The sequence below is a fragment of the Ruegeria sp. BE9 genome (genome assembly GCF_056538765.1).
The window spans coordinates 135896-161556 of record NZ_JBQFTS010000006.1; the positions used below are offsets into that span (position 1 = coordinate 135896).

Sequence of the window (25661 nt, forward strand, 5' to 3'; positions counted from 1 at the left end):
TCAAAGACAGTGATACCCGCTTAGGGCAGCGGTTTGATTTTAGCTGAGCGCGCTTATCAAAAGTACAAGCGCTGCACCTGCAGCAGCTCCGATAGCTGCAGGAAGGGTCGCTGACCACAGGCGCGAGTAAGGTTGATCATCCTTTTGGGTTTGCGCAATCAAAGCGTTCTCGACCAGCGCCGGCAAGCGTGGACCAAAACGCGCCAATACCATTGCCGTTTTCCCAAAGTCCCGCAGAGCGGCGCGTGGGCCGATCGACTGTTTGATATAGTCTTCGACCACGGGGCGGGCGACTTCCCAGATATTGATATGCGGGTCCAGTGACCGCGCAACGCCTTCGACAACAACCATTGTGCGTTGCAGCAGGATCAGCTCGGTCCGGGTTTCCATGCCAAAGCGCTCGGTCACCTCGAACAAATAGTTCAATAGACGACCCATCGAGATGTGAGTGGCGTCCATGCCAAAGATCGGTTCGCCCACTGCGCGAAGAGCGCGCGCGAATTCATCGACGTCTTGATTGGCAGGGACATACCCAGCTTCGAAATGCACCTCGGCAACGCGTTTATAATCCCGGCGGATGAAGCCAAAGAGGATCTCGGCATAGACCCGGCGGGTGTATTCGTCGATATGGCCCATGATACCGTAGTCATAGGCAATGATGTCACCATTTGCGGCGACCTTCAGGTTGCCCTGATGCATGTCTGCGTGGAAATAGCCATCGCGCAGGGCATGAAGCAGGAACAGGCGCAGAACCCGTTCTCCCAAATCCCGGCGATTGTGACCCACGGCATCCAGCGCTTCGTTCTCACCCAGCGGAATACCATCGGCCCAGCTGAGCGTCATCACACGGCGTGCAGACAGAGACCACACGACAGGAGGTAGCCAGAAACCTGCATCGTCTTTCGTGTTGGCCGCGTATTCCGAAGCAGCAGCACTTTCCAGGCGAAGATCCAGTTCACCACGTACCACACCGTCAAAATGCTCGATTACTTCCATCGGGCGCAGGCGGCGTGCACCGGGGGCAAACAGTTGCACGATGCGGGCGGCGAAATAGAACGCGTCGACATCTTTGCGGAAAGCGCGTTCGATACCGGGGCGCAGAACTTTGACCGCGACGTCCTCTCCGGTGCTGGTCAGCTTGGCTTTGTGGACCTGCGCAATGGATGCCGCAGCGATTGGCTCGCTGAATTCACTGAAGATTTCGTTGACCGGTTGCCCCAGCTCTTTTTCGACCTCTGCCATTGCTTCGGCTTTCGAAAAAGGAGGGAGCTTATCCTGCAGGACACGCAATTGCTCTGCCAGTTCGTCTCCGACGACGTCGGGACGGGTCGATAGCACCTGACCGAATTTAATGTAGGCAGGTCCTAAAGCCGTCAGCGCGCGGGTGGCAGGTGGCATAGCTGGATCGCCTTTGTAACCCAACCATTGGAATGGCTTGCCCAGCGCATGCGCAACAAAGCGCAATGACTTTGGTGCTTCGAAAGCGTCCAGCACGACATTCATGGCACCGGTGCGCTCTAGCGTGGCGCCTGTGCGGATCAGGCGGATGATATTGTGAGGGCCGCGCATAGATCAGATCTTCCAGCCGGAATGCAGCGCGGCGATGCCCATGCTGAGGTTGCGGTACTTGGCGTTCTCGAAACCTGCGGCGCGTATCATGCTGAGGAACGTATCCTGATCCGGGAACTTGCGGATTGATTCCACCAGATACTGGTAACTGTCATAGTCGTTGGCGATGAGCTTGCCCATGCGGGGGATGACGTTGAAACTGTAAAGATCGTATAGCTTTTGCAGCCCGTCATTGGGCAGCTGGCTAAACTCCAGCACCATCAGGCGGCCACCGGGTTTCAGTACGCGGAACGCCTCGTTCAGGGCTTCTTGCGGACGGGTCACGTTCCGGATGCCGAAAGAGATCGTATAGACGTCGAACGTGTTGTCCTCGAACGGCAGGGCCATCGCGTCACCCACTACCCAGTTCAAGCTGTCCGCCATCTGATCTGCCTCGGCGCGTTGGCGGCCTTCGACCAGCATCGGTTCGGTAAGGTCCAGCACGGTGGCGTGACCATAGCCTGCGCGCTTTAGAAACCGAAAGGAGATGTCACCGGTACCACCCGCAACGTCCAACAGCCGTTGGCCCGGGCGCGGTGCCAGCCAATCCATCATGGCGTCTTTCCAGACCCGGTGGATACCCATCGACATGACGTCGTTCATTACGTCGTATTTCGACGCGACCGAGTTGAACACGCCCTGCACTCGTCCGGCCTTTTCAGTCTCGCGTACAGTTTCAAACCCGAAATGGGTGGTCTTGTCATTGGTGTCGGACATGTCAGGGACGCCTCTGTCTGTGTTGATCATCCTTATAGGCCTCAGCGCCGGGAAGACAATCGCGCGAAAAGGTAGCAGGGTGCCAATGCACGTCACAGATTTTCCTTAGTCACTGCTTAAGATAACTGAGATCTCAGCGAGTAATCCTTCAAGCATGTTAGATATTTTGGTTCTTGAGGTAATCGTCGGGGCGATCCTGACCATCGCCTTTTTCGGGCTTGTTGTCGTGTGGTGGGTAAGAGGAATTACCCGCGCGATCCGAAGAATACGGCACGCCGATGGGGTGGGCGGTAAGGTCGACGCGGCGATTGGAGAGTTACCGAACGATTTCTTGACGGCATCTATTTCGCGCGCCGGTAGCGAGCGGCCTGCGCAACAATCGTTAACGCGGCTGACCTTTCGAACAACTCCAGGGGTCATAATCCTGACTGTGCTGGTGTTGGTTGTTCTGTTTTACATGAGCTTTGTGCAGCCGGATTTGGCGGCCATCGAAGAGTTGTTTCCATCGCAGGATCCAGAAACATTCGTGTTCATAAAGGTCGGAATCATGGCGCTGGTGGTTTACACGCTAGCCTTTCATCTCGCCAATTCGATCTCGATTGACGGACCAGAACTGGTGACAATGGGGACTTTGTTTCAGCGCCGGTATTATGACCTGAACAAGCTCACCAAAATCATTCTCCGGAACAATGGAAACTATGTACTGCGTTTTTCAGATGGGAAGACGGCTCGCATTCTGAAATATGTAACCGGACATGATGAAATGGTGCGGGCGCTCGAAAACGCCCTTGCAGCTAATCAGGAGGGTACATGCCGGAACTTCCCGAAGTCGAAACGGTCCGTCGTGGGCTAACGCCTGCAATGGAAGGTGTGGTGATCGAACGAGCGGACGTGAACCGCCCGGATCTGCGCTGGCCGTTTCCAGATCGCATGGCCGAACGGTTGACCGGAAAACGGGTTGATCGGCTGCGACGGCGGTCGAAATACATTCTGGCGGATCTCAACAGCGGAGAAACTCTGCTGATTCACTTGGGCATGTCCGGGCGGATGACGGTATCGGGTGATCCGATGGGTCAGTTTGTCCATGAGCACCCCATGCCCGAGAAACACGACCATGTTGTCTTTCACATGGCTAACGGTGCACGCATCACTTTTAACGACCCACGCCGGTTCGGGGTGATGGAATTGTTGCCGACAGCCACCGCTGAAGATCACAAACTGCTCTCGGTGCTGGGGCCAGAACCGTTGGGAAACGATTTCCACGAACAGCACCTGATTGATGCGTTTCGCGGTAAGAACACTCCGATCAAATCAGCGCTTCTGGATCAGGGAATCGTTGCCGGATTGGGCAATATCTACGTTTGTGAGGCGCTTTATCGCGGCCGAGTGTCGCCGCGTCGTAAAGCGGGACAGATTTCTGCGTCACGTGTTGGAGCATTGGTTCCGATCATCCGAAAGGTGCTTCAGGACGCGATTGAAGCGGGTGGTTCATCCCTGCGTGATTTCCGCCAAGCTGATGGGGAACTTGGATATTTCCAGCACAGCTTTGATGTTTATGGCCGTGAGGGCGAACCCTGCAGAACCGAGGGCTGCGACGGCGAAATCAAGAGAATCACCCAGTCCGGTCGCTCATCCTTCTATTGTGCGCAATGCCAAAGATAACTTGATCCAGCGAAATCGCGTGATAAGGAATCGTATCTGAACGGAACAACCGGAAGCTTAAACCTCATGGCTTTTGAGACGATCATCGTCGAAATCGAAGACCACGTCGCCCTTATCAAGCTCGACAGACCCGACGCGCTGAATGCGCTCAATTCACAGCTTATCTCTGAGCTTTGCACGGCTTTGGAAGATGCCGATGCCAATGACAAGGTGCGCTGCATCGTCATTACCGGGTCAGACAAAGCCTTTGCTGCTGGCGCGGACATCAAGGAGATGTCGGAACTCAGCTTTGTTGATGTGTTTGACGGCAACTTCTTTGGGGATGTGAACGAACGGTTCAATGCAATCCGCAAGCCGATCATCGCGGCTGTCGCAGGTTATGCGCTGGGCGGAGGCTGTGAATTGGCGATGATGTGCGATTTCATCATTGCGGCCGACACAGCCAAGTTTGGTCAGCCCGAAATCAATCTGGGTGTGATCGCGGGTCTTGGGGGTTCGCAACGTTTGACCCGCTATGTCGGCAAGTCCAAGTCTATGGATATGAACCTGACGGGTCGTTTCATGGACGCCGAAGAAGCCGAACGCGCCGGGCTGGTCAGTCGGGTTGTCCCGGCCAAAAAGCTGATGGAAGAAGCCGTCGGTGCTGCCCACAAGATCGCTGAGAAATCACAGCTGAGCACGAAGGCCGCGAAAGAGGCCGTCAACCGCAGTTACGAAGTGACTCTGAGCGAAGGCCTGTTGTTCGAGCGTCGCGTCTTCCATTCCATGTTTGCGACCGAAGACCAAAAAGAAGGCATGGCTGCCTTCTTGGAAAAACGAGCGGCTCAATTCCGCGACAAGTAAAGCCTTCCTAACCGATCGGAACAGGCGGGCATGTCCCGCCTTTTTCATTCTTGCCTGGTGCAGGGAAAGAATCGGCTTGGCAAAGCCTGCAAACTTGGATAACTAGCGCCGCTATACATGCGCGTGCGGCCCGCTTGGCCCGACTCACACTCGTGATTTCTGATCCGGTGCGGATAGTCCGTGACGCGCTTCTATTGATAACCGTACCGAATGAAGGTCAGAAACACATGGCAAATTCGCCCCAAGCCAAAAAACGCGCTCGTCAGAACGAAAAGCGCTTTGCAATCAACAAAGCTCGTCGTTCGCGCATCCGTACCTATCTGCGCAAAGTAGAAGAAGCTATCGCATCCGGCGACAAAGACGCAGCAACCGCTGCTCTGCGTGCGGCACAGCCTGAGCTGATGCGCGGCGTCACCAAAGGCGTTTTCCACAAGAACACTGCAGCGCGTAAAATGTCGCGTCTGTCTTCCCGCGTTAAGGCGCTGGGCTGAGTCTCTTGCTGACCTAGGGTCATGTAAGAAAGACTGAACTATTTAAGAAGGCGCCGCGCCCTGCGGCGCCTTTTTTATGTTGCCAGAATACCGCGCCTTCACGATCTCGAGAGATTCTTTCTGCCAAGAACACGAGTCAACATCAGAGTTTCGTTGCCGTAAGCGGCAGCCTCTTGTTACCACTGATTCAGCGATTCACTCGCTTGGGGGGACAGGCTGTTTCATTGATCACACTGACGGGCATCAGGACGATCATGAAGCGAATGTTGGCAAACAGTTACTACTGATTTGCCGATCTGCTCTGGATCTTGGGGAAACCGAAGAACCAAGCCCTGTCGAAAAATTAGATTGCGATGCGCGACCCGGTTCCTGGGACGTCTTTCTGTTGGATGTCGATAAACCTGGAAGTGCTGGCTATCGAGGATAGAGCCGCCAGACTTTTGCAGTTTGGCGCGTAGGTATCCTTTTGCGTGTGAAAGCTGAGCCGGGAAACCGGAACTTAGTAATAAGGCCGAAGGGCCAATAAAGAATGGGATGCGTGAGGCGCTTGATGACACAAGAGAAATGGGGACAACTGCGTAACAAATTGCTCAAGGCGGTCGGCAAGAACAACTACACCACCTGGATTGAACCTCTGGAATTCCAAGAGCTTCAGGATGGCGTAGCGGTTTTTTCGGTACCGACGAATTTCATGGGCAATTATGTGAGCCAGAATTTTGCGGATCTCATCTTATATGAGATGAATACGGCTGGGGAGACCGTGCAACGTTTGGCGTTTCGCGTTGCCGCCAACTCTCCGGTGCGACCGTCGACAGAGGCCGAACCAGCGCCCGTTGCCGTAGTTGAACAAGCCATTTCACAACAGGCAGAAGCTGCGGGGGATGCGTTAGAGTCACTGCAAGCTGCGCCTTTGGACTCCCGCTTTACGTTTGACAGTTTCGTTGTCGGTAAGCCCAACGAGTTGGCCCATGCCGCCGCGCGTCGCGTTGCAGAGGGTGGCCCTGTCACTTTCAACCCGCTTGTCCTTTATGGAGGCGTCGGCCTTGGTAAAACTCACCTGATGCACGCCATTGCATGGGAGTTGAAAACCAAGCGTCCCGAATTGAATGTGCTGTATCTGTCGGCAGAGCAATTCATGTATCGGTTCGTACAAGCGCTGCGTGAACGTCGCATGATGGACTTTAAACACCTGTTCCGTTCCGTAGACGTGCTGATGGTTGATGATGTGCAGTTCATCGCTGGCAAGGGGTCAACGCAGGAAGAGTTCTTCCACACCTTCAACGCGCTGGTTGACCAGAACAAGCAAATCATCATCTCGGCTGATCGTGCCCCGGGCGAGATCAAGGATTTGGAAGACCGCGTGAAATCGCGCTTGCAGTGCGGTCTTGTCGTCGACCTGCACCCAACTGACTATGAGCTGCGCCTGGGTATCCTGCAGAACAAGGTTCAACAGTACAGCAGCACTTATCCCGACCTGACCATCGCCGATGGCGTTCTAGAGTTTCTGGCCCATCGCATCTCGACCAACGTTCGCGTGCTGGAAGGTGCCCTTACCCGACTGTTTGCATTTGCCTCGCTGGTTGGTCGCGAAATCGATATGGAGCTGACGCAGGATTGTCTGGCAGACGTGCTGCGTGCATCCGAACGCAAGATCACGGTCGAAGAGATCCAGCGTAAAGTTTCCGATTACTACAACATTCGCTTGTCCGACATTATTGGTCCCAAGCGTCTGCGGTCCTATGCACGTCCCCGTCAGGTGGCAATGTATCTGTGCAAGCAGTTGACCAGCCGTTCCCTGCCCGAGATCGGTCGCCGCTTTGGTGGGCGCGACCACACCACGGTCATGCACGGTGTAAAACGCATTGAAGAATTGAAGACGACCGACGGCCAGATCGCTGAAGACGTTGAAATGCTGCGTCGGTCACTGGAAGCCTGACTTCCTTCCCCTACCACTCAGGAAACGCCCCGGACCCTCACGCCCGGGGCGTTTTCTTGTGCACTATAGTCCACGGTTGGATAGGAACTGTGCCCAAGTGGTCACGCGCCTCTTGACGCTTTGGGTAATCCGACACAGAAAACCATAAAAAATCCTTGTGCCTCAGGGCGGAACCGCTAACGTGCCAGTCCCGCCCATTTCGGCACGTAAGTCAGAGGAATTGAGGGTATGAAGATCAGCATCGAACGCGGCACCCTTCTCAAGGCCGTTTCCCAGGCCCAGTCAGTTGTCGAACGTCGCAACACAATTCCAATACTTGCCAACGTTCTTATCGAAGCCGAAGGCGATCAAGCGATGTTCCGGGCTACGGATCTAGATATCGAAGTGGTGGATAAGGCCCCGGCGCAAGTTGAAAAGGCAGGTGCCACAACCGTTGCGGCCACAACTCTGCATGAAATTGTGCGTAAGCTGCCGGATGGCGCTTTGGTCACTTTGACCGCCGACAGCGCCGCTGGCCGTCTGACGGTCGAAGCGGGTCGGTCGAACTTTTCGCTGGCGACCCTGCCGAAAGAAGACTTCCCGGTGATGGCGTCGTCTGAATATCAGTCGAATTTCACTGCATCCGCAGCCTTGCTGCGTCGGTTGTTTGATAAATCGAAATTCGCGATATCCACCGAAGAGACTCGGTACTATCTGAACGGCGTCTATATGCATGTGGCCGACGGCTCAGAGGGCGGCAAGGTGCTGCGTTGTGTGGCGACCGATGGTCACCGACTGGCGCGTATCGACGCTGATCTGCCCGATGGCGCGGCGGATATGCCGGGTGTGATTGTTCCGCGCAAAACCGTAGGCGAACTGCGCAAGTTGCTGGATGATGATGAGATGGATATCGCGGTGTCCGTCAGCGAAACCAAAGTGCGCTTTGCTACGCCAGATATCACTTTGACGTCGAAGGTCATCGACGGAACTTTCCCCGATTACACTCGTGTTATTCCGCAGGGCAACACCCGCCAGCTAGAAGTGGACGCAGCAGAGTTCGCGCAAGCCGTGGACCGGGTTGCGACCGTTTCGTCTGAGCGCTCGCGTGCTGTGAAGCTGCAACTGGACGCGGACAAGCTGGTGCTGTCGGTCAACGCGCCGGATAGCGGTGCCGCTGAGGAAGAGCTGGCCGTTGCTTACGGTGACGAACGGCTTGAGATTGGGTTCAACGCTAAGTACCTGCTTGAGATTGCATCTCAGGTGGATCGTGAAAACGCTGTATTCCTGTTCAATTCGGCCGGCGACCCGACCCTGATGCGCGAAGGTAATGACCAGAGCGCGGTCTATGTCGTCATGCCAATGCGCGTCTGATTCCCTTGCTAGGGTAATTTCTAAAGAAAGGGAGGGGTCATGGGTTTGGCCCTGACCGAACTTACGGTCTCACATTTCCGCTCGCACAAGTTGGCGCGGTTGTCTTTGGATGGACGCCCAGTGGCGATCCACGGTCCGAATGGGGCGGGTAAGACTAATATCCTTGAGGCGGTATCTCTTTTCTCGCCTGGACGTGGTATGCGCAGAGCCAGTGCAGCTGATATGGCCAGACGACCCGAGGCACTGGGTTGGAAACTGTTCGGTCTTCTGAATGCTCAGGGTCAGAACTACGAGATCGAAACATGGTCCGAAGATGGCGCGGCGCGTCAGGTTCGGATTGATGGTAAATCATCCAGTCAGATTGAGTTGGGTAAGCTGGCGCGTGTTGTCTGGCTGATCCCTTCGATGGATCGGCTGTGGATCGAAGGGGCCGAGGGGCGGCGGCGGTTTCTGGACCGAATAGCGCTGAGTTTCGATCCCTCCCACGCCGAAGCGTCGCTGATCTACGAAAAGTCCATGCGCGAACGTAACCGTTTGTTGAAAGAGCAGGTACGGGACGCGCATTGGTATGCCGCTTTGGAAGGGCAAATGGCCGAGACCGGTCATCGCATTCACGCGGCCCGCTTAGCCGCTTTGGATCATCTGCGGACGGCGCAAGAACTGGCGGAGACGGCGTTTCCTTCGGCTGATCTGGAACTAGTGCAGACCGAAGGTGCGATGCCCGAAACCGTTGATGATCTGCGTGAAGCCCTGAACGAAAGCCGGTTTCGCGATCTCGCAGCCGGGCGGACACTTGTCGGCCCGCATCGATCAGATTTGTACGGTGTATTCGCGGCCAAAGGAGTTCCGGCCAAGGATTGCTCTACTGGTGAGCAAAAGGCGCTGCTGGTGTCTTTGATCTTATCCAACGCGCGGGCGCTGGCCGGTATGGTGGGGGCGCCGCCGATCGTGTTGCTAGACGAGGTCGCCGCGCATCTGGATGCCGGGCGGCGTGCAGCGCTGTATGATGAGATCTGCGCGCTGGGTGCTCAGGCCTGGATGACGGGTACCGGGCCTGAACTGTTTGCGGAATTGGGTGACCGGGCCCAGACGCTTGTTGTTACCGAAGGCGATGAGGGCTCGGTCGTGGCCACTTAGGCCGGTTCGCCGACTTTACGTTCCCACAGGAAACCGCGCATGACTTCGTCGACCGGAGTTTTGGCCATGTGGTTGACGTAGTTCGACATGGTTTTCTGTGCCAAGCCTAGGACGACGTCCAGAACCGCACGGTGTGAATAACCGGCGTCAAAGAACGCCTGCAGCTGTTCTTCGGTCGGGTTGCCGCGGGTTTCCATCACTTGCAGCGTGAATGTGCGAAGCGCTTCAAGCTTGGCGGTCGGCAGTGGGGTTTCGTTGCGCAGAGCCTCAGTTATTTCGTCCGAAACCTTCATCATTTTTGCGATACCGGTGTGAGCGGGCACACAGTAGTGGCATTCGTTTTCGACGTTAATGGTCTGCCAGACGACGGTTTTCTCGTCGTTGTCGAAATCGGTTTGCATGAAGAGGCCGTGCAGAACCTGATAGCCTTCCAGATGCTGCGGGCTTTCCGCCATCACTTTGTGCAGACCGGGCAGCCGGCCAAAGGCGGCTTGCGATTTTTCCAACAGCGGTTTGGACCCCTCAGGGGCAGTTTCGAGGTCGTGAGACGGGAAATTAGCCATATCAAAGCTCCTGTTTCTGGCGCGATGAGTCGTATTTAGGGTTTATTGAGCGCTCACTCAAGTATATATTTGAGTGAGCGTTCAAGAATTGGTGAAACTATGCCCCGTAAACCCTCATTCGACCGCGACGAACTGATCGCACAGGCCCGTGACATTTTCTGGCGCCACGGTTGGGCAGGGACGTCACTGAAGGATCTGGAGCGTGAGTTGAAACTGAAGCCGGGCAGTTTCTACGCGGCGTTTGGGTCGAAGGATGCCCTCTATGCCTTGGCGCTAGAGCGGTATGCGCAGGAGGGGGTCGCCAACGTGTTGGCCCTGGCTGAAAAGTTGGGTCCGCTCGGCGCGCTCAAGGCGCAGCCGCGCCGCGTAATCGAGGCATCAGAGCTGCCGACCAAAGCCTGCATGTTGGCCAAGACCTATGCCGAGTTGCAGGCCAAAGATCACGATCTGGCCGGTCAGGCCCGTACGCATATGGTTGCGATGAAGAACTGCTTTGCAGACCTTTTTCGCCGCGCGCAGGATACCGGAGAGATCGCGCCTGATCACGACCCGGACCGTCTTGCCGCGCGCTATCAATCTGACCTTCTTGGGTTGAGATTGTCAGCAGAACGCGATGATGTGAACGCATCGGAAATCGCCGCAGATATCGCGTCTGACCTCGATCGGCTTTGATCCGCAAATAAAGCGGATCAGAACCACAAAATCTTGGGGGACCGCGTGACAATCCCCACCAGAAAACGTATAAGTTACCAAAATAATATAGGTACTAACGGCATGTCCGAAGACGCACAGGCACCACAAGAATACGGCGCTGATTCCATCAAAGTTCTCAAAGGCTTAGAGGCGGTTCGTAAGCGCCCCGGTATGTATATCGGTGACACGGACGATGGTTCGGGTCTGCACCACATGGTGTACGAAGTTGTCGACAACGGAATTGACGAGGCTCTAGCAGGTCATGCCGACCACGTGACTGTTAAGATTCACGCCGATTCCAGCGTCTCGGTCAGTGATAACGGACGCGGGATTCCAGTGGATATTCACCCCGAAGAAGGTGTCTCTGCGGCCGAGGTTATCATGACCCAGCTGCACGCAGGCGGTAAGTTCGACAGCAACTCGTACAAGGTGTCGGGCGGTCTGCACGGTGTGGGCGTTTCGGTTGTAAACGCGTTGTCCGATTGGCTGGAGCTGCGCATCTGGCGTGTCGGCAAAGAACACGTGGCACGTTTTGAGGGCGGTGAGACTGCTGAGCACCTGAAAGTCGTGGGCGAATGCGGAGATCGCACCGGGACCGAGGTGCGCTTTCTGGCCTCGACCGACACGTTCTCGAACCTCGAATATTCGTTTGAGACGCTGGAAAAGCGGCTGCGTGAACTGGCCTTCCTGAACTCGGGCGTGCGGATCATCCTGATCGACGAACGCCCCGCTGAGCGTTTGGAAACCGAACTTTTCTACGAAGGCGGCGTCAAGGAATTCGTCAAATATCTCGACCGCTCCAAATCCCCTGCGATGCCCGAACCGATCTATATCAAGGGTGAACGCGACGATATCGGTGTCGAAATCGCGATGTGGTGGAACGATAGCTATCACGAGACGGTTCTGCCCTTCACCAACAACATCCCGCAGCGGGATGGCGGTACGCACGTGGCCGGTTTCCGGGGCGCTCTGACCCGGACGATCAACAACTATGCTCAGTCCAGCGGGATCGCCAAGAAGGAAAAGGTCAGCTTCACTGGTGACGATGCACGCGAAGGCCTGACTTGCGTGTTGTCGGTCAAAGTGCCGGACCCGAAATTCTCGTCGCAGACCAAGGACAAGCTGGTTTCTTCCGAAGTCCGCCCAGCGGTCGAAGGTCTAATGAACGAAAAGCTGGCTGAATGGTTCGAGGAAAACCCGAACGAGGCCAAAGGAATCGTCGGTAAGATCATCGAAGCCGCATTGGCTCGTGAGGCCGCTCGAAAGGCGCGCGAACTGACACGCCGCAAGACGGCGATGGATGTGAACTATCTGGCCGGCAAGCTGAAAGACTGCTCCGAGAAAGACCCGTCCAAGACCGAAGTCTTCCTGGTCGAGGGTGACTCGGCGGGTGGTTCCGCGCAAACCGGTCGGGACCGCCTGACACAAGCCGTTCTGCCCCTACGTGGTAAAATCCTGAACGTCGAGCGTGCCCGGTTTGACCGGATGCTGTCGTCTCAGGAAATCGGTAACCTTGTGATGGCGCTGGGCACCGGAATTGGCCGGGATGAGTTCAACATCGAAAAGTTGCGTTACCACAAGATCGTCATCATGACCGATGCGGACGTCGACGGCGCACATATTCGGACCCTGCTGTTGACCTTCTTCTACCGTCAGATGCCGGAGCTGATCGAAGGCGGGTACCTCTACATTGCCCAGCCACCTCTGTATAAGGTTTCACGTGGTAAATCAGAGGTTTACCTGAAAGACCAAGCGGCGCTTGATGACTACCTGATCAATCAGGGTGTCGAAGGCGCCGTGCTCAAATTGGGCTCGGGTGAGGAAATCGTCGGCCAAGACTTGACCCGCGTCGTTGATGAAGCGCGCCAGCTTAAACGCGTTTTGGATGCTTTCCCAACGCATTACCCGCGCCACATTCTGGAGCAAGCTGCAGTTGCCGGGGCGTTCGTACCCGGTGCTGTCGATGCCGACCTGCAAGGCGTGGCCGACAAAGTCGCTGCCCGCCTAGACCTGATCGCGCTGGAATACGAGCGCGGCTGGCAAGGGCGCATTACACAGGATCATGGCATCCGTCTGGCACGTATCCTGCGCGGCGTTGAAGAGGTCCGCACGCTGGACGGCCCAATGCTGCGCTCAGGCGAGGCCCGCAAAACCGGCAGCTTTACGCAGAGCTTGCAAGAGATTTACAACACCCCTGCGACACTGGTTCGCCGCGATCGCATGCAGGCCATCCACGGCCCACTAGATCTGTTGCGCGCGATCCTGGAAGAGGGCGAAAAAGGTCTTTCGCTGCAGCGCTATAAAGGCTTGGGCGAAATGAACCCCGATCAACTGTGGGAGACGACACTTGACCCTGATGCTCGTACCCTGCTGCAGGTACGTGTCGATGACATGGTCGAGGCTGATGACCTTTTCACCAAACTGATGGGAGATGTGGTCGAGCCACGCCGCGAATTCATCCAGCAGAACGCCTTGAGTGTGGAGAATTTGGACTTCTAGAAACTTGTAGGTTTGCGCATAACACTTCGCGCACCCCATAAGTTTACGTAGTTCGCCCATAGTTTTGCGCTGCGCGTTTGTCTGCATTAGCGACGAATTCAATCAGTTTATGGCTTAGTCGTCGCGGTTATGGCCCTTTGCATTGCTCAATCCCGCAAAGGGCCTCCCTAAGGAACCTTGGATTCTCGCGAAGGTCTGCGATGCGCAGAAAGCTGACTTTGCAAAGTCACAGTCTCCACTTCAAGCAGCACTTCAATGCTTGGTGGGCGCCAGATTGATAATCGTATTAAGCAATTTCATTTAAGTATTACTGCATGACATTCTGTTTTATCCACAGTCTGGGCACGTAACACACTGGCTTTCATATGCTTAAGACAGGCGGTTTTTAATTCGAATTTGCTTCACGCGCAGCTTTGGCTCGAAAACTTGCCAATTTTGACGCGTCAAATTTTGCAGCCCCGGAACCTAATTTTCCAATGGCGCTTGGATCGTTGACCTCATCCGCGTCAGTGAACTTCCAACCATAAGCTGGGAGATCATCGCCAGCCTCTACATACTGAGCTTCAAATGAATACGTTGCTCTCATTGGAACGAACCCATCCACGAAATTCATCGTCCTCTCTGACGGCGAAATAGAAACTATCCCTGTAAGGCGAACTGGCTCGTGAAAGCGTTCTGGATACCAACCTTCCGGCAATCGAACACGAATAAGCTGGTTTGGGTTCGGTGGAGGCGTATGGCTGCACATACCTCTCTCCGGAACCAAGTAAGCGACGTTTGTACCATCAGGATCCGGTGGTGCGGGTATCGCATAGCCCGCCAGCTTTACGACTTTTCCGTCAATTTCTGGATTACCAGCCGTGGCGGCTTTCTTTCGTCGCTCTGCAACGACCCATCGTTGTTCAATCAACCAATCAACGTCGATCCCAGCCTTTTGCAGCGGCGTCTCATTTTCCAGAATTTTCGCTTCAAGACTTTTGCGGACATCTTCGGAATGGGCTCCACTATCCAGTCTGAGCTTTAGTCGGACGACTTCAACAAGACCACTAAGCTGGTCAGGTGTCAGTTCTTTGAAAGGATCTACGTATTCCTGAGATTCTTCATCAATCAATTGGTTCCAGTCTAACTCAGCGATTTCTGCGGACAACGACGTTGAAATCAAAGAGGCAACACAGACTATTCTCCAAATCTTCATGACTTATCCTTTTCAACCGTATGGCCACTTGGATGTTGGTCAATGCGTCATCACCTGCCAGCTTAAGACATTTATGGACACTTGGGCTCTAAGCGAAACACAGTTCAAAGCTCGTTTTTATAGATGACTCCGTCCTTCATAATCAGGTCGAAGTTTTCTTGTGGGTCCCCTACAAGCTCCAAGTTTTCAAGCGGGTTGCCGTCCACGAGGATCAGATCAGCGTATGCGCCATCTCTGATAACTCCGAGTGGACCGTCTTGGTAGGGATGACGAGGGCCACTCATTTCCATTAGGCGGGCATTTTCAGAGGTCGCTATCTTGAGCGCTTGATAAGGCGTCATCCAAGTTCCCAACCTCACAAGATATTCGCTCTGTTGATACGCCTTTGATGGATCCATGAGTTGATCGGTGCCAAAGGCGAGATTCACGCCAATTTCGACGGCCATTGGGTACAGCGCGTCTACAGCATCAGTCACCTGTTTCCACTTTTTGGCACTAACTGGGCTATCCCAAACCATATCGGCCTCAAACATCGCCTGAGGACTGAGCCAAGCGCCTTTTTCCTTCATCAATTCCAGTGTTTCTCTTGATGCGAAGAAGCCGTGCTCAATGCTCATCACGCCGTTTTCTATTGAGGTACGGATACCTCTGTCTGTCATCACATGCGCCAAAACATAGGTGTTAAAGTTCGTTGCCTCTTCGACTACCGCACGAATTTCGTCGACCGAATACTCGCTCACATCCAGCGGATCGTATTGGGAAGAGACACCACCACCAGTCGTGATTTTGACCTGAGTAGCACCAAACTTGAGGATTTCTCTGGTTCTCTTTCTGACTTCCGGTACGCCATCAGAAATCATCGCCATCATATTTTTTTCCCAATAACTCAGTTCAGAGTTGGAGTTTCTTGGGTTTTCAAGCAGCGTGTGAAAGTCGGCATGGCCTGACGTTTGGCTCATGAATGGTCCGGAGGGCAAAATGCGGTGACCGGGGTATTCACCAGCGTCAATCAGTTTCTTGATCGTAAACGGATTTCCGCCAGGGTCTCTAACGGTGGTAAATCCACGCATTAAAGTCTCTTCAGCCCCCTTCATACTGCGAATGGCCACTTCCGACATGTCGCCTTGATTCAACATTAGAACGGATGCAGGGGTGTAGGCATACGTCGTGTGCCAATGGACATCGATCAATCCTGGGATCATCGTGCGACCGCCACCGTCAATCACCACCGCGTTCTCGGCTTCGATTGGGTCGGAAGAAACAGCGGTTATGAGATTATCTTCGATCAAAACGTTAGCATTCTCGATGCGTGCTTCGTTTACCCCGTCAAAAACATGAACATTCGTTATGAGAGTTCTTGTAGAATCCTCTTGAGCGCTCGCCAGCGTTGCCAGCATGCTTGAGATTACCAAGCAGAGCGTTGACAATTGATTTTTGCGCATATCTTTCACCCTAGGAATATCAAAGCATTCGATTGTTTAATTTTAACGAAGGTAGCCAACTCTCCGAGGAAAATCGATATGAACTTTTTTAAGGAACTTGGCGAAGGCAAACCGGAGCTTTTTGCGGCAACCGTACGTGAAGCAATGACAGGAGAGGTTTTCGATGGCGATGTGATACAGTTGGGAAAGGGGGCTGACGAAGGCGCAATTTTCACAGCTCGTTTAGGGCTTTCCCGTTTGTCTAGTATCCGCTTCAAGCCCAATGCATTGGTGAGAACCGCACAAAGTGAAAGCTTCGCTAATTTCACTGTACCAATCTGCGCTTCAGAGTTATGGACGGTAAGTGGCGTTCCTTTGAAAGAAAACTCCGTTTTCTTCAATTTCACTGCATCGGAAACCGAGGTAGTCGCGCGCAATCGAACTTCGTTATGTGGTCGTGTGCCCTTGCAACGATTTCTCAAAGAGGTTCAACTTTTTTCCGGCAGAAATACATCGGATTTTCGCGGACCAACGGTTATCGTGAAACTGTCTTCTGATTTTCACGCAGCTTTGGTGCGAACACTTAGCTGCATAATGAACCAAGCCGATGGTCAATATACCCAGAGTGATTTGGAGGCGCGTCTTGCAAGGACGCTTGCGATCTTCTTTGCCTTATCTCTGAATAGTGGGAATGCACGCAAAGCGACTTGGTCTCAAAAAGTGGGTTTGGTCTCAAAAGCACGAGAGTACTATTCTTCCGCCTTGTCAAAAAGGCCATCAGTGGCAGATCTGTGTCGAGTAACCGCGGTAAGCGCGCCAACATTGATCTCAGCATTTCGCGACGTAACGGGTGAAACACCAGCACGATTTTTTGCTCTTCAAAGACTGGCCAATGTCCATGATGAACTTGTTCAGGCGTCTCAGCAAAAACCCATGGTGAAGCAAGTGGCGCTCGCTCACGGATTCACCGATTTGGGACGATTTGGGAGCCTGTACAAAAGCATATATGGAATTTTACCATCAGAGCAAATTGAGCGTACTGTACCCATTTGACCGGTTGTCTTTTTAGTTCTGCCGAAAACCGATTAATACGAATCTCGGCTCCGATGTAGCAGAGTTCCCTTGACGGATTGCAATGGCACCTCAACGATTTGCCAAACAGAACTATGGATTGGACGGCGGAATGTTTTCATTTTTTTTGAATTTCTACAGGCTCTTAAAAGCGATTGTCCGCTCGTGGAGTAGCCCTAGATTCCGCGGAGCGCTTACCCTTGCAATACTCTTGTTGCTTTCCGGAACTTTGTTTTATGTCAGCGTCGAGGGGTGGTCTTGGGTGGACGCGCTGTACTTCAGTGCAACTACTATTTCTACGGTTGGCCTCAGTGACCTAACGCCCGTAACCGACACAGGAAAACTCTTTACCGTGTTGTATATTTTCGTAGGCGTCGGGGTCTTCATCACGCTGTTTGTACAATTCACACATGCCCTTCTTAGGGACTACGATGAGAAAAAGTCGTCAGATAATTGAAGACTGAAGCAACGGTCTTTCGGTCGTTGCACCCTAGCGCTTCGCTCTGCCGTATGCGGTTAAGGTCGTTGAGAAACTGCTTGGATTAAGGCAAACAAAGCAAAGACAAGGTTCTTTATCATCTTGTCTAAGCAGCTAGTTTGAGAACATGGCCTCCGTAGCACAACTAACCGACTGGATGATTACCGAAGGACGCCGCTCAGGCGACCCTGTTAAAGTAGTTTCGCATTTCTGCTCGTCCTTAATTGAGGAAGGTGTACCGCTCTGGCGGGTCAATATCGGTCAGCGCTTCGCCAATCCGCTACTCATTGCATGGGGGGTCGTTTGGACACCTGATGGGACCGACAGCTACGACGTAACTCATGAAACGATGTTGACGGAAGGGTATGTTGGTAGCTCGTTTGAGTACATTCTGGAGCACAGAAAGCCGCTTCACAAAAGCCTGCGACAACTGGATCCAAAGACTGAGCATTTATCGTATCTAGAGTTCGCTGAGCTCGGTGGCACAGATTACTATGCAACTCTGATGTATTATGGCGACGGATCTCTGCACGGCTGCACATTTGTCACGCAGGAACCAGACGGCTTTTCACCGCAACATCTGGAATTGATTGAGGCAGCGCTGCCTGCTTTGTCTTCCGCTTTGGAACCTGTCACGATGCGCAAGTCAGCCAAGGGTCTATTGCGAACATATCTTGGCGATGGGCCCTCCGACGCCGTATGGAGCGGGCGGATCAAGCGAGGCGAACGAACGACCCTTGATGCGGTGGTCATGTTTTCTGATTTACGAGGGTTCACGGCGCTTTCAGAAGCCGCACCCGAGGCCGATGTGTTTGACGCGCTGAGCGGCTACTTTGATCTGGTTGTTCAGTCTGTGGAAGATAACGGTGGCGATGTTCTCAAGTTCATGGGTGATGGAATTCTCTCGATCTTCACCATCGCAACTCAGGCTGATCACGCCGACCGATGCCGAAAGGCTGCGCAAGCCGCACAAAGTGTATTGGCCGGTTTGACGGTCCTCAACCGTCGCCGCGCTGAAGCGAAAAAGCCGTCTTTGGACGTTGGGATCGGGATCAATGTTGGACAAGTCAGCTATGGCAACATCGGCAGCCCTGGTCGACTTGATTTCACGGTTCTCGGAGGTGCAGTGAACGTTGCGAGTCGAATTGAGGGGCTGACTAAATCTATTGGCCGGAGAGTGCTGGCAACATCTGCGATTGCCGAAGTCTCCCCTGATCTGTTTTCCCCTTGTGGGTTTCAAGAAGTTCGTGGACTTGCGCGTCCAATCGAATTGTTTTCTCTCGTCGAAGAAGAGCTTTGATTCAGCGCTGACTTAATTTTGGCAGCATCGCGAGAAGCAGGAACCAGATATTGGGCACCAAGTGTTAAGAGGCAGGTTTTTACCTCATTTGGGAGTTTGCAAAGCCCGACGATGGATGTCCGGTTTGGGCTGCGACCCGCCAACCATGCAAACCGCAGAGAACGGCAATATTGAGCCCACTTTGGCTGCCGGTCGAATGGATGCTTTGACCACGCAGCAAGTTCGGTTTTTTGAACAGCTTATCCCAATCGCGATACAAGCCTATTTTTGGCTGGATTTGCCTTAGATCGTAGGTGTTGCAGCCGCGAAAAATAATAACATCTGAATTTGTGTTTGCATTTTTTGTAGTACTTGGAGTACTGGCAACCAAGGTGGCACCATCAACTGATACTAGTCTTGATTTCGAACCAATGTATACATTGGTGAGTCAGCATATGAGCTAAGGGAAACAGAGAATATTCCGGAAACGCGATCTGTATAATTTCCAGTCACGGCAGTAACATGCATAATATCTTCGGCCATCACTCTTAGGAAAACGGCGCCTGGTGGAAAACACTGATCAAAACTCGGCAAAACTGCCAAAATCATTTCGTCTGCTCCATCATGAGGATGCGAAAGAACTAATTTTCCATAACACTCTGATTGGAATTCACCCGCTCCAAACGGAATATCAATCTGAAAATCGACCATAGCACTGCTGCCCTGGTTCGTTTCCAAGAACTGGATAAAGCTTCGGTTGTCATCAAGGCAATGATCCCATGTGCACAGCTTGGAACTTGTAAAGGATGCATCGGACTGGCGAAACAGACCGAAAATTCGATCTGATGGATCAAAATAGACAATTGTGGCAGCCACAACGGCTACTGATACGATCAGCAAAACGATGATTTTTGGAGAAGCGCTTTTCACAGTATCTAATTGTCCGTCACGTGTTGAAAGGTAAGTCGGTCTAACCAACGAAGGTGATCCAAGCCGCAGTACAGTTCAATTTGAGTTTTCCTCGGCCGTCCATATCCATGTCGCTGGTGCCATATCTATTTCGCATCCTGGGATTTCCAGTTGTTTGCGCAGTCAAAGCGACGGGCATAAGCAAAGGTATTCCTATGCACCCAGGAGGTAGAGATTCACGCGCCATTGTCGGGTAACCCCCAGAGTTCGTTAGCTCTGTTTGGAGCTACCATGAACATCATGACGCGCGATTTTTGTCGTTCGCTATTGCCCGCACCGCGCACCAAGTGAAGAATTGCGTTCTCAAGGTTTGCTGCGTCGTCTTCGCGTTTGTCTATCATTGCCAGTATGAATTCGTGGACTAAGTTCATTGGTTCGATTAAGGTTTCCGGCTGAGCCAGCCTTAACTCGCTGAGCATAAATTCAAGCAAGAAAGCCACTTCTTGCCGCCGCGCAGGCGAGCTTTCAACGACGGTCAATTCCGACAGTTTGCCGTATGTTTCTGTCAGAATAACCTGCATAGACAACGGTTCTTTGGCATCAGGCTTCTGTGGCTTTGCCAAGAACGCTTTCAGTCGGGCAAGGGCGATTGGAATTTCCTTCCTTTAAGTTATTGAAGCACCAGTTTTACTTCATCTGGGTCTCGCAACATTCCAACCATCAAAACAGTAATATGCATTTCTGAGCCGATCCTGCACTCGCACAGTTAAAAGGGCGAACCTCTTAGTTGAAAATCACCACGGTTTTGGTCGTGCCTCGGCTCGTTGACCCCATTTCCGATGCTCAAGCCCTTAAAACCATCCGGCAGGAGCTAACGTCAGACACGGTATTTGCCTCTACGGGCAAAACACCCGACCACGGTAGACAGACCTATCGTCCGTCTCTTGTCGATACTCCATGAGCTCGATGACGTAATCCTTATTGTATCCGGATTCCGTAAGGATCGAGGCGTAAACCTCGAGCCCATCCTCATCCACGTATTCGAATGACAAACTCTCATCGTAGATCTGAAGTGGGTCTGTCTGCACAAAGATTGCATTGCCAGAGCCAGTTATCAGGATCGACTCGGTCCAATACTCCGGAGGGTCGTTTGAAATGTCGATAACAACATCATTTTCCTTGTAACCATCCCAATGAACCTCACAAAGCCGGTTGGAACTGTCGATCTTGAATACCTTCGGCTCCCCCTCTCTGCTAATAGGAGCGGGCGGCCAGCCTACCTCAGACACAGTGGAAGTCTCTGATGTTTCCTGCACTTCATCACCACTCTCTGAAACATAGTTGCCAGCAATGGTTTCACACGAATCCAGGTAGTCGAGAATGCAGTCTCTTGTCATCTGAGCGATCATCTCAAGGTCCGCTGGCTCAAGCTTGCTGAAAATATTGGCATGCAGTTCCTCAGCCCACTCAAGGCCTGAACCTTGGGAGAGGTTCAGCCACATCATCGAAGTGTAAATGTCTTTGTCCACGCCATCCCCATCGGCATACATCAATGCGAGGTGAGCTTGGGCCTCCTTGTGGTTGAGCTGTGCACCGCGGGTGAACCATTCGAATGCAGCATCGTAATCCTGGTCGTAAAGACGACCAAAGTAATAACCGCTAGCGATTCTGTAGATCGCAGGCACATAGTCCTGGTTTGCGGCCGCCGAATACAGCTCCTTAGCCGCGCCAGGATCCTTTGGAACCAAAAAGTCATCACTGGTTTCGAGCAAGAAACCCAGCGTATACTGCGACTTGGCATAGCCCTCCCTCGCCAAAGCATCGAAGATATTGGCTGCTTCGGGCAGCCGCTTCTTTTCCATCGCCTTCAAACCTTCGAGGTGGGAAGCCTGCCTCCTTTGCTCATCAAGCATGTCCCGCAATAACCAAGGCTCAAGTCTCCGTGTGGCGTTGGGGCCGTGAACCATATCTACGGCTGTGAGCCCATAGTTATCCTTAATGAGCAAATCGGCGCCCCTGCCCAACAATTCCATCACAAGGTTTTCGTCTGGCACTGCCAAATTTGAGTTGAAATGGAAGTGCAATGGAGTACGTCCGTGTTCTTTGTCCCGTGTATTCACATCCGCCCCTGCACTGAGAAATGCACGGCCATAAGTGAAAGCTTCGTGCGGATCAGGGTCGAGGACTGCCCAAATCAGCGGCGTCCGACCATCCTCCATGTAACCGTTCGGCGTCTCTCCGTTGGCCACATCCACAATGATGGCATCCGGTGAGGTCAGGCTGAACAGGTAATCACGCGAACACAGGCGTTCACATTTAGGCACCTCCGCTCCCGCAAACCCTGCGGCGAAACCAAAGACGAGCGAACAAAGAAATCGTGAAACCACTGGCGTTAACCTTGCGTTGTTGAAATGTTGCGAAAAACCTATCAACCAAAACACAGGAAAGCGTACAAAAATCGTTCACGTGCAATGATTTAGACTAAGTATGTCGTATTTGACACGCAAAAAGAGGCCGACCCGGAAAAAGTCGGCCTTCAAAGCCGGCAACAATATGTCTCAGGGGAGACATTCTGGCAGTATTGGCACTATCCACGCTGGAAAAATTACCCCGCCTTTCCGACCACCATCGAAAACGGGCATGAACAATCCAAAATCATCAGGCTAAGGCTTTAACTGCATGGTAGCAGGCCCACAACCGCTCCACCTCATCGCGAGGATCGTCAGATACCCGCTTGTGTAACGTCAACTGCTGTTTCATCGCCCGACGAGATGCTTCATCTTGCATGATTTGGTCCGCACGAAGTACGTCGACTTTGTGTAAATGCCCAACCTCTGCTTCAGCAAAAAGACGCTCCAACAATCCTGAGGTCGCTGAAGAATCCGAGTAGATCCATCCGGCTTCAGAGAGCTCGATGAGATCGAGTGTTTGGTTTGCTACCTCCTTAGCGGCCGGAGCCGTCGACAGGTCGTTTGGAGACGCATCTAGAACCTGTTGTGGCCATGATCGCGCAGGGTAGATCCGAGATGACCAAGTGTATGGCTCGTCATCGATCACTCTCAAGAACGCGATTTCAACTGGGTAAAACTGCCCTCTTACGGCTACGAACCTCAGGTCGCAGAACAGCATACTGACAACCGGTTCCGGTAGACCAATATCCTGGTAGACGCTACCAGATCCTTCGGTGATTTTATCGTTTTCACTCATTCTGGCCACTTATTTTCTTTAATCCAGATGTCAGTCCATTCTGCTGGTCCATCAGCTGGAGCAGCGTTCACGATGTGCTCTGGTACAGTCGTCAGAAGTGCCGGCCATGCATTTGAATCCTTTTTCAGACGTGCTTTCAGCTCATCAATCAGGTCATCCAGAGGGATGGACTCCAACCGACGTCCAAAGGTCTCTTCATCGGAAAGCTCATCACTCATCGAAGGGATTCCAATCGCCTTGCTCCTGACAGTGCGTGCACAGAGCAGTTGCCTTGTTCTTCTTCCGTACGATATCCCCGACATGACCACATCTTGCACATGTGCGCTTGCTGTCCAGTACGAGACGTTTGAGCGGGAGATCCAGGCATTGATCGTACCGACGGAAGTTGATCTGGATTGAACCGTCTGAGCCCGTCGTCATATCCGAGATCTGCACTTGAATCGGTGTCTCACGGTTCTCTCGAACCAGATGCTCCGCCTCTGCGAGGAACCGGCCAAGCAAGACCAACCTGCCCGGACCAATGCTTGGCCATAATGATGCCGTATCAGCGCTCACCAGGTCTGGAAAGCGATTTGCTACGTTGAGCTCAAGATCTGTTGGCCAAATCATCTCAGCGCCTTCAAACCGATCTTCGAGGTAACGGTTGTAGCACCAGCAACAAAGGGTGACTAAATATCCCCTGATGTTTTGGATTTCGGCAGAATTTCCGCATCTCTCACACCTCTTTTCGATCTCTTCGACACGCGTATCCAGCTCGTCGAAGATGTTTCGATTGCATTCTCGTGTGTAGACACGAAGGCCTCCCAACTTTTGCTTGATCTGTACGATCACCGGCAACTCATCTCCAAAGACATCGGGGTGTTGCGCAACACTGCACTTCACATCTTCCAACACTAGAGCGAGCTGGTCAGCCCAACCCACACAATGCTCTCCAAGGGCTTTCAACATGCTTGTATGGATGTCATTCCAGTCGACAACCTGTTTCACATTACCCATCCTTCAGCTGCTCCAAGGCGTCAGCTTTGCAATTCAATACACGCATAATGTCTTCGTCAGTGAGATCTTCGATATCCACGAAATCGGTAGGCGAGATTGAGAGCACGACATTGCTTTCACTGTCGTGAACCGCAAATGTCGTCTTCAGGAATCGAAGATCTTCGGTATCTGTGAAATTTGGCTCAATTGTCCTGGTCGTCATCTTCACCCAATCGACGTTTGTGCGCTGCAATGTGCTCGGCTAGGTCTCCAGCAAGATTGCCTGCTGCGATGTCCTTTTCCAAAAGCTCAAGGAAAGCTTCGATGGCTGGATCTATATGCTCGTCGTCGCCCTGGTCCTCGCCATTCACTTCACTAGCGATGCGCTCATCCAATTCGCGAATGCTCGTCCGAATCTGCGACAGCAATTCGTTGTCACTACCTTCATGTACCTTGCGCGCTCTGATCTCATCTGCGGAAATCGGATCAGATAGTTTTGCGCGGCCAAGTGCGATCCTTGCCTCTTGTAGTGCCAAAAGCGCCCTGGTCAGTGGATCAATCTCGACGTCAGCAGCGAGCGCGTCGAACTCCTCTGCGCCAATCGGATCAAACAGCGATGCTTGTCCGGCGAGAAATTTGGCCTTCTTCAGCTTCAGGAATGCGCGCGTCACCTCATCAGCCTTAGTGCGGGGCTCTCGCGCACCGGTCTTCTCCAGCCACATGGCGGCGATCTTCTCAACGAGTGTCCACACCGTCTGCCTGCGATTATGCTGCGAGATATCGAAGCGCACTGCTTTCTCTTCGATACCGAGCTGCTCGGACTCTCTTTCGTTCACGCGCACTTCGTAGTCGCAGAGTCCACTAAGATCATCGCTGACATTCCCGGCATGGGCCCGGGCGACTTCGCTCTCATTCACGTAGACAACGATTTTGAGCATCACTCACCACCCTTTCGTCACACATGCAGGACAGCGTCCGTGGTCATCAGATCGGTCGATCTGACCGAAATATCCACAAATTGAGCACGTCAACCTGTCCCGAACGGGGTTTTTCCGAACGCCAAAAAACCTCTTCCTTTCAGGGTGGCGCTTGCTCGCGACATCATGCGCGCACCAGCAGCACAGTGTCGTGTACCAGCCGTCCAGAAGTTGGGTCTCGGCAGCATTGCCGCATTGCTCACAGGTGCGATTTGCGCGTGCAATTGTGGCAGCGATCATCGACTGAATGTGTCGATCATCACCCCTGTGGTAGATACGGAGCTCTCCCAGTTTTTCCTTTATCTGGAGAACGACGGGATAGGGTATTTGTTTCTGATCGCAGTACTGTTTGATCTCTGAGAAGTGCGTCGTGACCAAGCCTGACCAACCATTGGATGTGCGGCCGAGGCTCTCCTCGACCGATTGCTTGATGTCGTTGAAATCAATTGTGTTCGTAGCGCCTTCCGGCATGTCGGACTCCTCCAGGGGATGGTAGGAGGCGTCGGAATCGAACCGACTCGTGCACTCTAATCTGGAGCAATTACAAGGATATAAGCCTCGCCCGCATACCAATGCTGCCTCCCACGGATTTTGCGTGGGTTATCGACTTCAGGCCGATATTCGATGGCAGTGGATGCGTGTGAACGTCA

Annotated in this window: 26 protein-coding genes and 1 tRNA gene; 12 read left to right on the forward strand and 15 right to left on the reverse strand. The window is 53.1% G+C overall.

Annotated elements, in window-relative coordinates:
* Window positions 1-39: 39 nt before the first annotated feature.
* Window positions 40-1569 (reverse strand): 2-polyprenylphenol 6-hydroxylase, encoded by a 1530-nt coding sequence (gene ubiB / locus ACR0EO_RS16260; RefSeq protein WP_480691557.1) that lies wholly within the window; start codon window positions 1567-1569, stop codon window positions 40-42.
* A 3-nt stretch (window positions 1570-1572) separates the two neighbouring features.
* Window positions 1573-2325, reverse strand: a complete 753-nt coding sequence (ubiE, locus tag ACR0EO_RS16265; RefSeq protein ID WP_480691558.1) for a bifunctional demethylmenaquinone methyltransferase/2-methoxy-6-polyprenyl-1,4-benzoquinol methylase UbiE — start codon at window positions 2323-2325, stop codon at window positions 1573-1575.
* A 154-nt stretch (window positions 2326-2479) separates the two neighbouring features.
* Between ubiE and ACR0EO_RS16270 the strand changes: the two genes are divergently transcribed.
* The 7 genes from ACR0EO_RS16270 (at window position 2480) to recF (ending at window position 9744) form a co-directional block, all read left to right on the forward strand.
* Complete coding sequence (locus ACR0EO_RS16270; protein WP_480691559.1) at window positions 2480-3178, forward strand: hypothetical protein; 699 nt, start codon at window positions 2480-2482, stop codon at window positions 3176-3178.
* Window positions 3136-3987, forward strand: coding sequence for a bifunctional DNA-formamidopyrimidine glycosylase/DNA-(apurinic or apyrimidinic site) lyase (gene mutM, locus ACR0EO_RS16275; protein WP_480691560.1), 852 nt, complete (start codon window positions 3136-3138; stop codon window positions 3985-3987). The genes ACR0EO_RS16270 and mutM overlap by 43 nt, the downstream gene beginning before the upstream one ends.
* A gap of 66 nt (window positions 3988-4053) precedes the next feature.
* Window positions 4054-4830, forward strand: coding sequence for an enoyl-CoA hydratase (locus ACR0EO_RS16280; protein ID WP_480691562.1), 777 nt, complete (start codon window positions 4054-4056; stop codon window positions 4828-4830).
* A 227-nt stretch (window positions 4831-5057) separates the two neighbouring features.
* A complete protein-coding gene (gene rpsT / locus ACR0EO_RS16285) occupies window positions 5058-5321 on the forward strand; it encodes a 30S ribosomal protein S20 (protein WP_152459792.1) in 264 nt (87 codons plus the stop codon).
* Window positions 5322-5871: 550 nt separating this feature from the next.
* Window positions 5872-7257: a chromosomal replication initiator protein DnaA gene (gene dnaA / locus ACR0EO_RS16290; RefSeq protein ID WP_480691564.1), complete on the forward strand. Its 1386-nt coding sequence runs from the start codon at window positions 5872-5874 to the stop codon at window positions 7255-7257.
* Between the two features lie 228 nt (window positions 7258-7485).
* Window positions 7486-8607 carry a DNA polymerase III subunit beta gene (gene dnaN, locus ACR0EO_RS16295; protein ID WP_170743073.1) on the forward strand — a complete coding sequence of 374 codons (1122 nt, stop codon included), beginning with the start codon at window positions 7486-7488 and terminating at the stop codon, window positions 8605-8607.
* 39 nt (window positions 8608-8646) lie between these two features.
* Entirely contained in the window at window positions 8647-9744 is a 1098-nt protein-coding gene (gene recF / locus ACR0EO_RS16300; protein WP_480691565.1) for a DNA replication/repair protein RecF, read from the forward strand.
* On the opposite strand, the gene ACR0EO_RS16305 is transcribed toward recF, so the two are convergent.
* Complete coding sequence (locus ACR0EO_RS16305) at window positions 9741-10307, reverse strand: carboxymuconolactone decarboxylase family protein (protein ID WP_480691567.1); 567 nt, start codon at window positions 10305-10307, stop codon at window positions 9741-9743. The two genes, recF and ACR0EO_RS16305, sit on opposite strands and share 4 nt — an antisense overlap.
* 99 nt (window positions 10308-10406) lie before the next feature.
* Here ACR0EO_RS16305 and ACR0EO_RS16310 point away from each other — a divergent pair, with 99 nt between their 5' ends.
* Both ACR0EO_RS16310 and gyrB read left to right on the forward strand, forming a co-directional pair.
* Window positions 10407-10979: a TetR/AcrR family transcriptional regulator gene (locus tag ACR0EO_RS16310; RefSeq protein ID WP_480691569.1), complete on the forward strand. Its 573-nt coding sequence runs from the start codon at window positions 10407-10409 to the stop codon at window positions 10977-10979.
* 102 nt (window positions 10980-11081) lie between these two features.
* Window positions 11082-13499 carry a DNA topoisomerase (ATP-hydrolyzing) subunit B gene (gyrB, locus tag ACR0EO_RS16315; protein ID WP_480691571.1) on the forward strand — a complete coding sequence of 806 codons (2418 nt, stop codon included), beginning with the start codon at window positions 11082-11084 and terminating at the stop codon, window positions 13497-13499.
* A gap of 385 nt (window positions 13500-13884) precedes the next feature.
* On the opposite strand, the gene ACR0EO_RS16320 is transcribed toward gyrB, so the two are convergent.
* Window positions 13885-14694: a DUF3299 domain-containing protein gene (locus ACR0EO_RS16320; RefSeq protein WP_170380014.1), complete on the reverse strand. Its 810-nt coding sequence runs from the start codon at window positions 14692-14694 to the stop codon at window positions 13885-13887.
* A 104-nt stretch (window positions 14695-14798) separates the two neighbouring features.
* Window positions 14799-16136 (reverse strand): metal-dependent hydrolase family protein, encoded by a 1338-nt coding sequence (locus ACR0EO_RS16325; RefSeq protein WP_170380015.1) that lies wholly within the window; start codon window positions 16134-16136, stop codon window positions 14799-14801.
* A gap of 78 nt (window positions 16137-16214) precedes the next feature.
* On the opposite strand from ACR0EO_RS16325, the gene ACR0EO_RS16330 reads away from it, so the two are divergent.
* The 3 genes from ACR0EO_RS16330 to ACR0EO_RS16340 all read left to right on the forward strand — a co-directional run bounded on the left by ACR0EO_RS16330 (window position 16215) and on the right by ACR0EO_RS16340 (window position 18964).
* On the forward strand, window positions 16215-17168 hold the full coding sequence (locus ACR0EO_RS16330; RefSeq protein ID WP_170380016.1) for a helix-turn-helix domain-containing protein: 954 nt from the start codon (window positions 16215-16217) through the stop codon (window positions 17166-17168).
* Between the two features lie 130 nt (window positions 17169-17298).
* Window positions 17299-17643, forward strand: coding sequence for a potassium channel family protein (locus tag ACR0EO_RS16335; RefSeq protein WP_170332502.1), 345 nt, complete (start codon window positions 17299-17301; stop codon window positions 17641-17643).
* 148 nt (window positions 17644-17791) lie between these two features.
* A complete protein-coding gene (locus tag ACR0EO_RS16340) occupies window positions 17792-18964 on the forward strand; it encodes an adenylate/guanylate cyclase domain-containing protein (RefSeq protein ID WP_170332093.1) in 1173 nt (390 codons plus the stop codon).
* 390 nt (window positions 18965-19354) lie between these two features.
* Here the strand turns inward: ACR0EO_RS16340 and ACR0EO_RS16345 are convergent, their stop codons facing one another.
* From ACR0EO_RS16345 to ACR0EO_RS16390, 10 genes are all read right to left on the reverse strand, one after another.
* Window positions 19355-19921 carry a hypothetical protein gene (locus ACR0EO_RS16345; RefSeq protein ID WP_480691572.1) on the reverse strand — a complete coding sequence of 189 codons (567 nt, stop codon included), beginning with the start codon at window positions 19919-19921 and terminating at the stop codon, window positions 19355-19357.
* Window positions 19922-20088: 167 nt separating this feature from the next.
* Entirely contained in the window at window positions 20089-20475 is a 387-nt protein-coding gene (locus ACR0EO_RS16350) for a hypothetical protein (protein WP_480691573.1), read from the reverse strand.
* A 273-nt stretch (window positions 20476-20748) separates the two neighbouring features.
* The gene (locus ACR0EO_RS16355) at window positions 20749-22176 is read right to left on the reverse strand and encodes a hypothetical protein (protein ID WP_480691575.1); all 1428 of its coding nucleotides are present in this window, start codon (window positions 22174-22176) and stop codon (window positions 20749-20751) included.
* A 334-nt stretch (window positions 22177-22510) separates the two neighbouring features.
* Window positions 22511-23059, reverse strand: a complete 549-nt coding sequence (locus ACR0EO_RS16360) for a hypothetical protein (RefSeq protein ID WP_480691576.1) — start codon at window positions 23057-23059, stop codon at window positions 22511-22513.
* Window positions 23056-23277 (reverse strand): hypothetical protein, encoded by a 222-nt coding sequence (locus tag ACR0EO_RS16365; RefSeq protein WP_480691578.1) that lies wholly within the window; start codon window positions 23275-23277, stop codon window positions 23056-23058. The genes ACR0EO_RS16360 and ACR0EO_RS16365 overlap by 4 nt, the downstream gene beginning before the upstream one ends.
* Window positions 23270-24046 (reverse strand): hypothetical protein, encoded by a 777-nt coding sequence (locus ACR0EO_RS16370; RefSeq protein ID WP_480691579.1) that lies wholly within the window; start codon window positions 24044-24046, stop codon window positions 23270-23272. The genes ACR0EO_RS16365 and ACR0EO_RS16370 overlap by 8 nt, the downstream gene beginning before the upstream one ends.
* Before the next feature lies 1 nt (window position 24047).
* Window positions 24048-24257, reverse strand: a complete 210-nt coding sequence (locus ACR0EO_RS16375; RefSeq protein ID WP_480691581.1) for a hypothetical protein — start codon at window positions 24255-24257, stop codon at window positions 24048-24050.
* Window positions 24238-24972, reverse strand: coding sequence for a hypothetical protein (locus tag ACR0EO_RS16380; protein ID WP_480691583.1), 735 nt, complete (start codon window positions 24970-24972; stop codon window positions 24238-24240). Before ACR0EO_RS16380 ends, ACR0EO_RS16375 begins: the two co-directional genes overlap by 20 nt.
* Before the next feature lie 3 nt (window positions 24973-24975).
* Window positions 24976-25482 (reverse strand): hypothetical protein, encoded by a 507-nt coding sequence (locus ACR0EO_RS16385; protein ID WP_480691585.1) that lies wholly within the window; start codon window positions 25480-25482, stop codon window positions 24976-24978.
* Between the two features lie 19 nt (window positions 25483-25501).
* A tRNA-OTHER gene (locus ACR0EO_RS16390) sits at window positions 25502-25595 on the reverse strand.
* Window positions 25596-25661: the final 66 nt, after the last annotated feature.

Bases quoted from the DNA above. Each gene is read 5' to 3' on its own strand.
- ubiB (WP_480691557.1), bottom strand. From the start codon at position 1,569: ATGCGCGGCCCTCACAATATCATCCGCCTGATCCGCACAGGCGCCACG.
- ubiE (WP_480691558.1), bottom strand. From the start codon at position 2,325: ATGTCCGACACCAATGACAAGACCACCCATTTCGGGTTTGAAACTGTA.
- ACR0EO_RS16270 (WP_480691559.1), top strand. From the start codon at position 2,480: ATGTTAGATATTTTGGTTCTTGAGGTAATCGTCGGGGCGATCCTGACC.
- mutM (WP_480691560.1), top strand. From the start codon at position 3,136: ATGCCGGAACTTCCCGAAGTCGAAACGGTCCGTCGTGGGCTAACGCCT.
- ACR0EO_RS16280 (WP_480691562.1), top strand. From the start codon at position 4,054: ATGGCTTTTGAGACGATCATCGTCGAAATCGAAGACCACGTCGCCCTT.
- rpsT (WP_152459792.1), top strand. From the start codon at position 5,058: ATGGCAAATTCGCCCCAAGCCAAAAAACGCGCTCGTCAGAACGAAAAG.
- dnaA (WP_480691564.1), top strand. From the start codon at position 5,872: ATGACACAAGAGAAATGGGGACAACTGCGTAACAAATTGCTCAAGGCG.
- dnaN (WP_170743073.1), top strand. From the start codon at position 7,486: ATGAAGATCAGCATCGAACGCGGCACCCTTCTCAAGGCCGTTTCCCAG.
- recF (WP_480691565.1), top strand. From the start codon at position 8,647: ATGGGTTTGGCCCTGACCGAACTTACGGTCTCACATTTCCGCTCGCAC.
- ACR0EO_RS16305 (WP_480691567.1), bottom strand. From the start codon at position 10,307: ATGGCTAATTTCCCGTCTCACGACCTCGAAACTGCCCCTGAGGGGTCC.
- ACR0EO_RS16310 (WP_480691569.1), top strand. From the start codon at position 10,407: ATGCCCCGTAAACCCTCATTCGACCGCGACGAACTGATCGCACAGGCC.
- gyrB (WP_480691571.1), top strand. From the start codon at position 11,082: ATGTCCGAAGACGCACAGGCACCACAAGAATACGGCGCTGATTCCATC.
- ACR0EO_RS16320 (WP_170380014.1), bottom strand. From the start codon at position 14,694: ATGAAGATTTGGAGAATAGTCTGTGTTGCCTCTTTGATTTCAACGTCG.
- ACR0EO_RS16325 (WP_170380015.1), bottom strand. From the start codon at position 16,136: ATGCGCAAAAATCAATTGTCAACGCTCTGCTTGGTAATCTCAAGCATG.
- ACR0EO_RS16330 (WP_170380016.1), top strand. From the start codon at position 16,215: ATGAACTTTTTTAAGGAACTTGGCGAAGGCAAACCGGAGCTTTTTGCG.
- ACR0EO_RS16335 (WP_170332502.1), top strand. From the start codon at position 17,299: ATGTTTTCATTTTTTTTGAATTTCTACAGGCTCTTAAAAGCGATTGTC.
- ACR0EO_RS16340 (WP_170332093.1), top strand. From the start codon at position 17,792: ATGGCCTCCGTAGCACAACTAACCGACTGGATGATTACCGAAGGACGC.
- ACR0EO_RS16360 (WP_480691576.1), bottom strand. From the start codon at position 23,059: ATGAGTGAAAACGATAAAATCACCGAAGGATCTGGTAGCGTCTACCAG.
- ACR0EO_RS16365 (WP_480691578.1), bottom strand. From the start codon at position 23,277: ATGAGTGATGAGCTTTCCGATGAAGAGACCTTTGGACGTCGGTTGGAG.
- ACR0EO_RS16375 (WP_480691581.1), bottom strand. From the start codon at position 24,257: ATGACGACCAGGACAATTGAGCCAAATTTCACAGATACCGAAGATCTT.
- ACR0EO_RS16380 (WP_480691583.1), bottom strand. From the start codon at position 24,972: ATGCTCAAAATCGTTGTCTACGTGAATGAGAGCGAAGTCGCCCGGGCC.
- ACR0EO_RS16385 (WP_480691585.1), bottom strand. From the start codon at position 25,482: ATGCCGGAAGGCGCTACGAACACAATTGATTTCAACGACATCAAGCAA.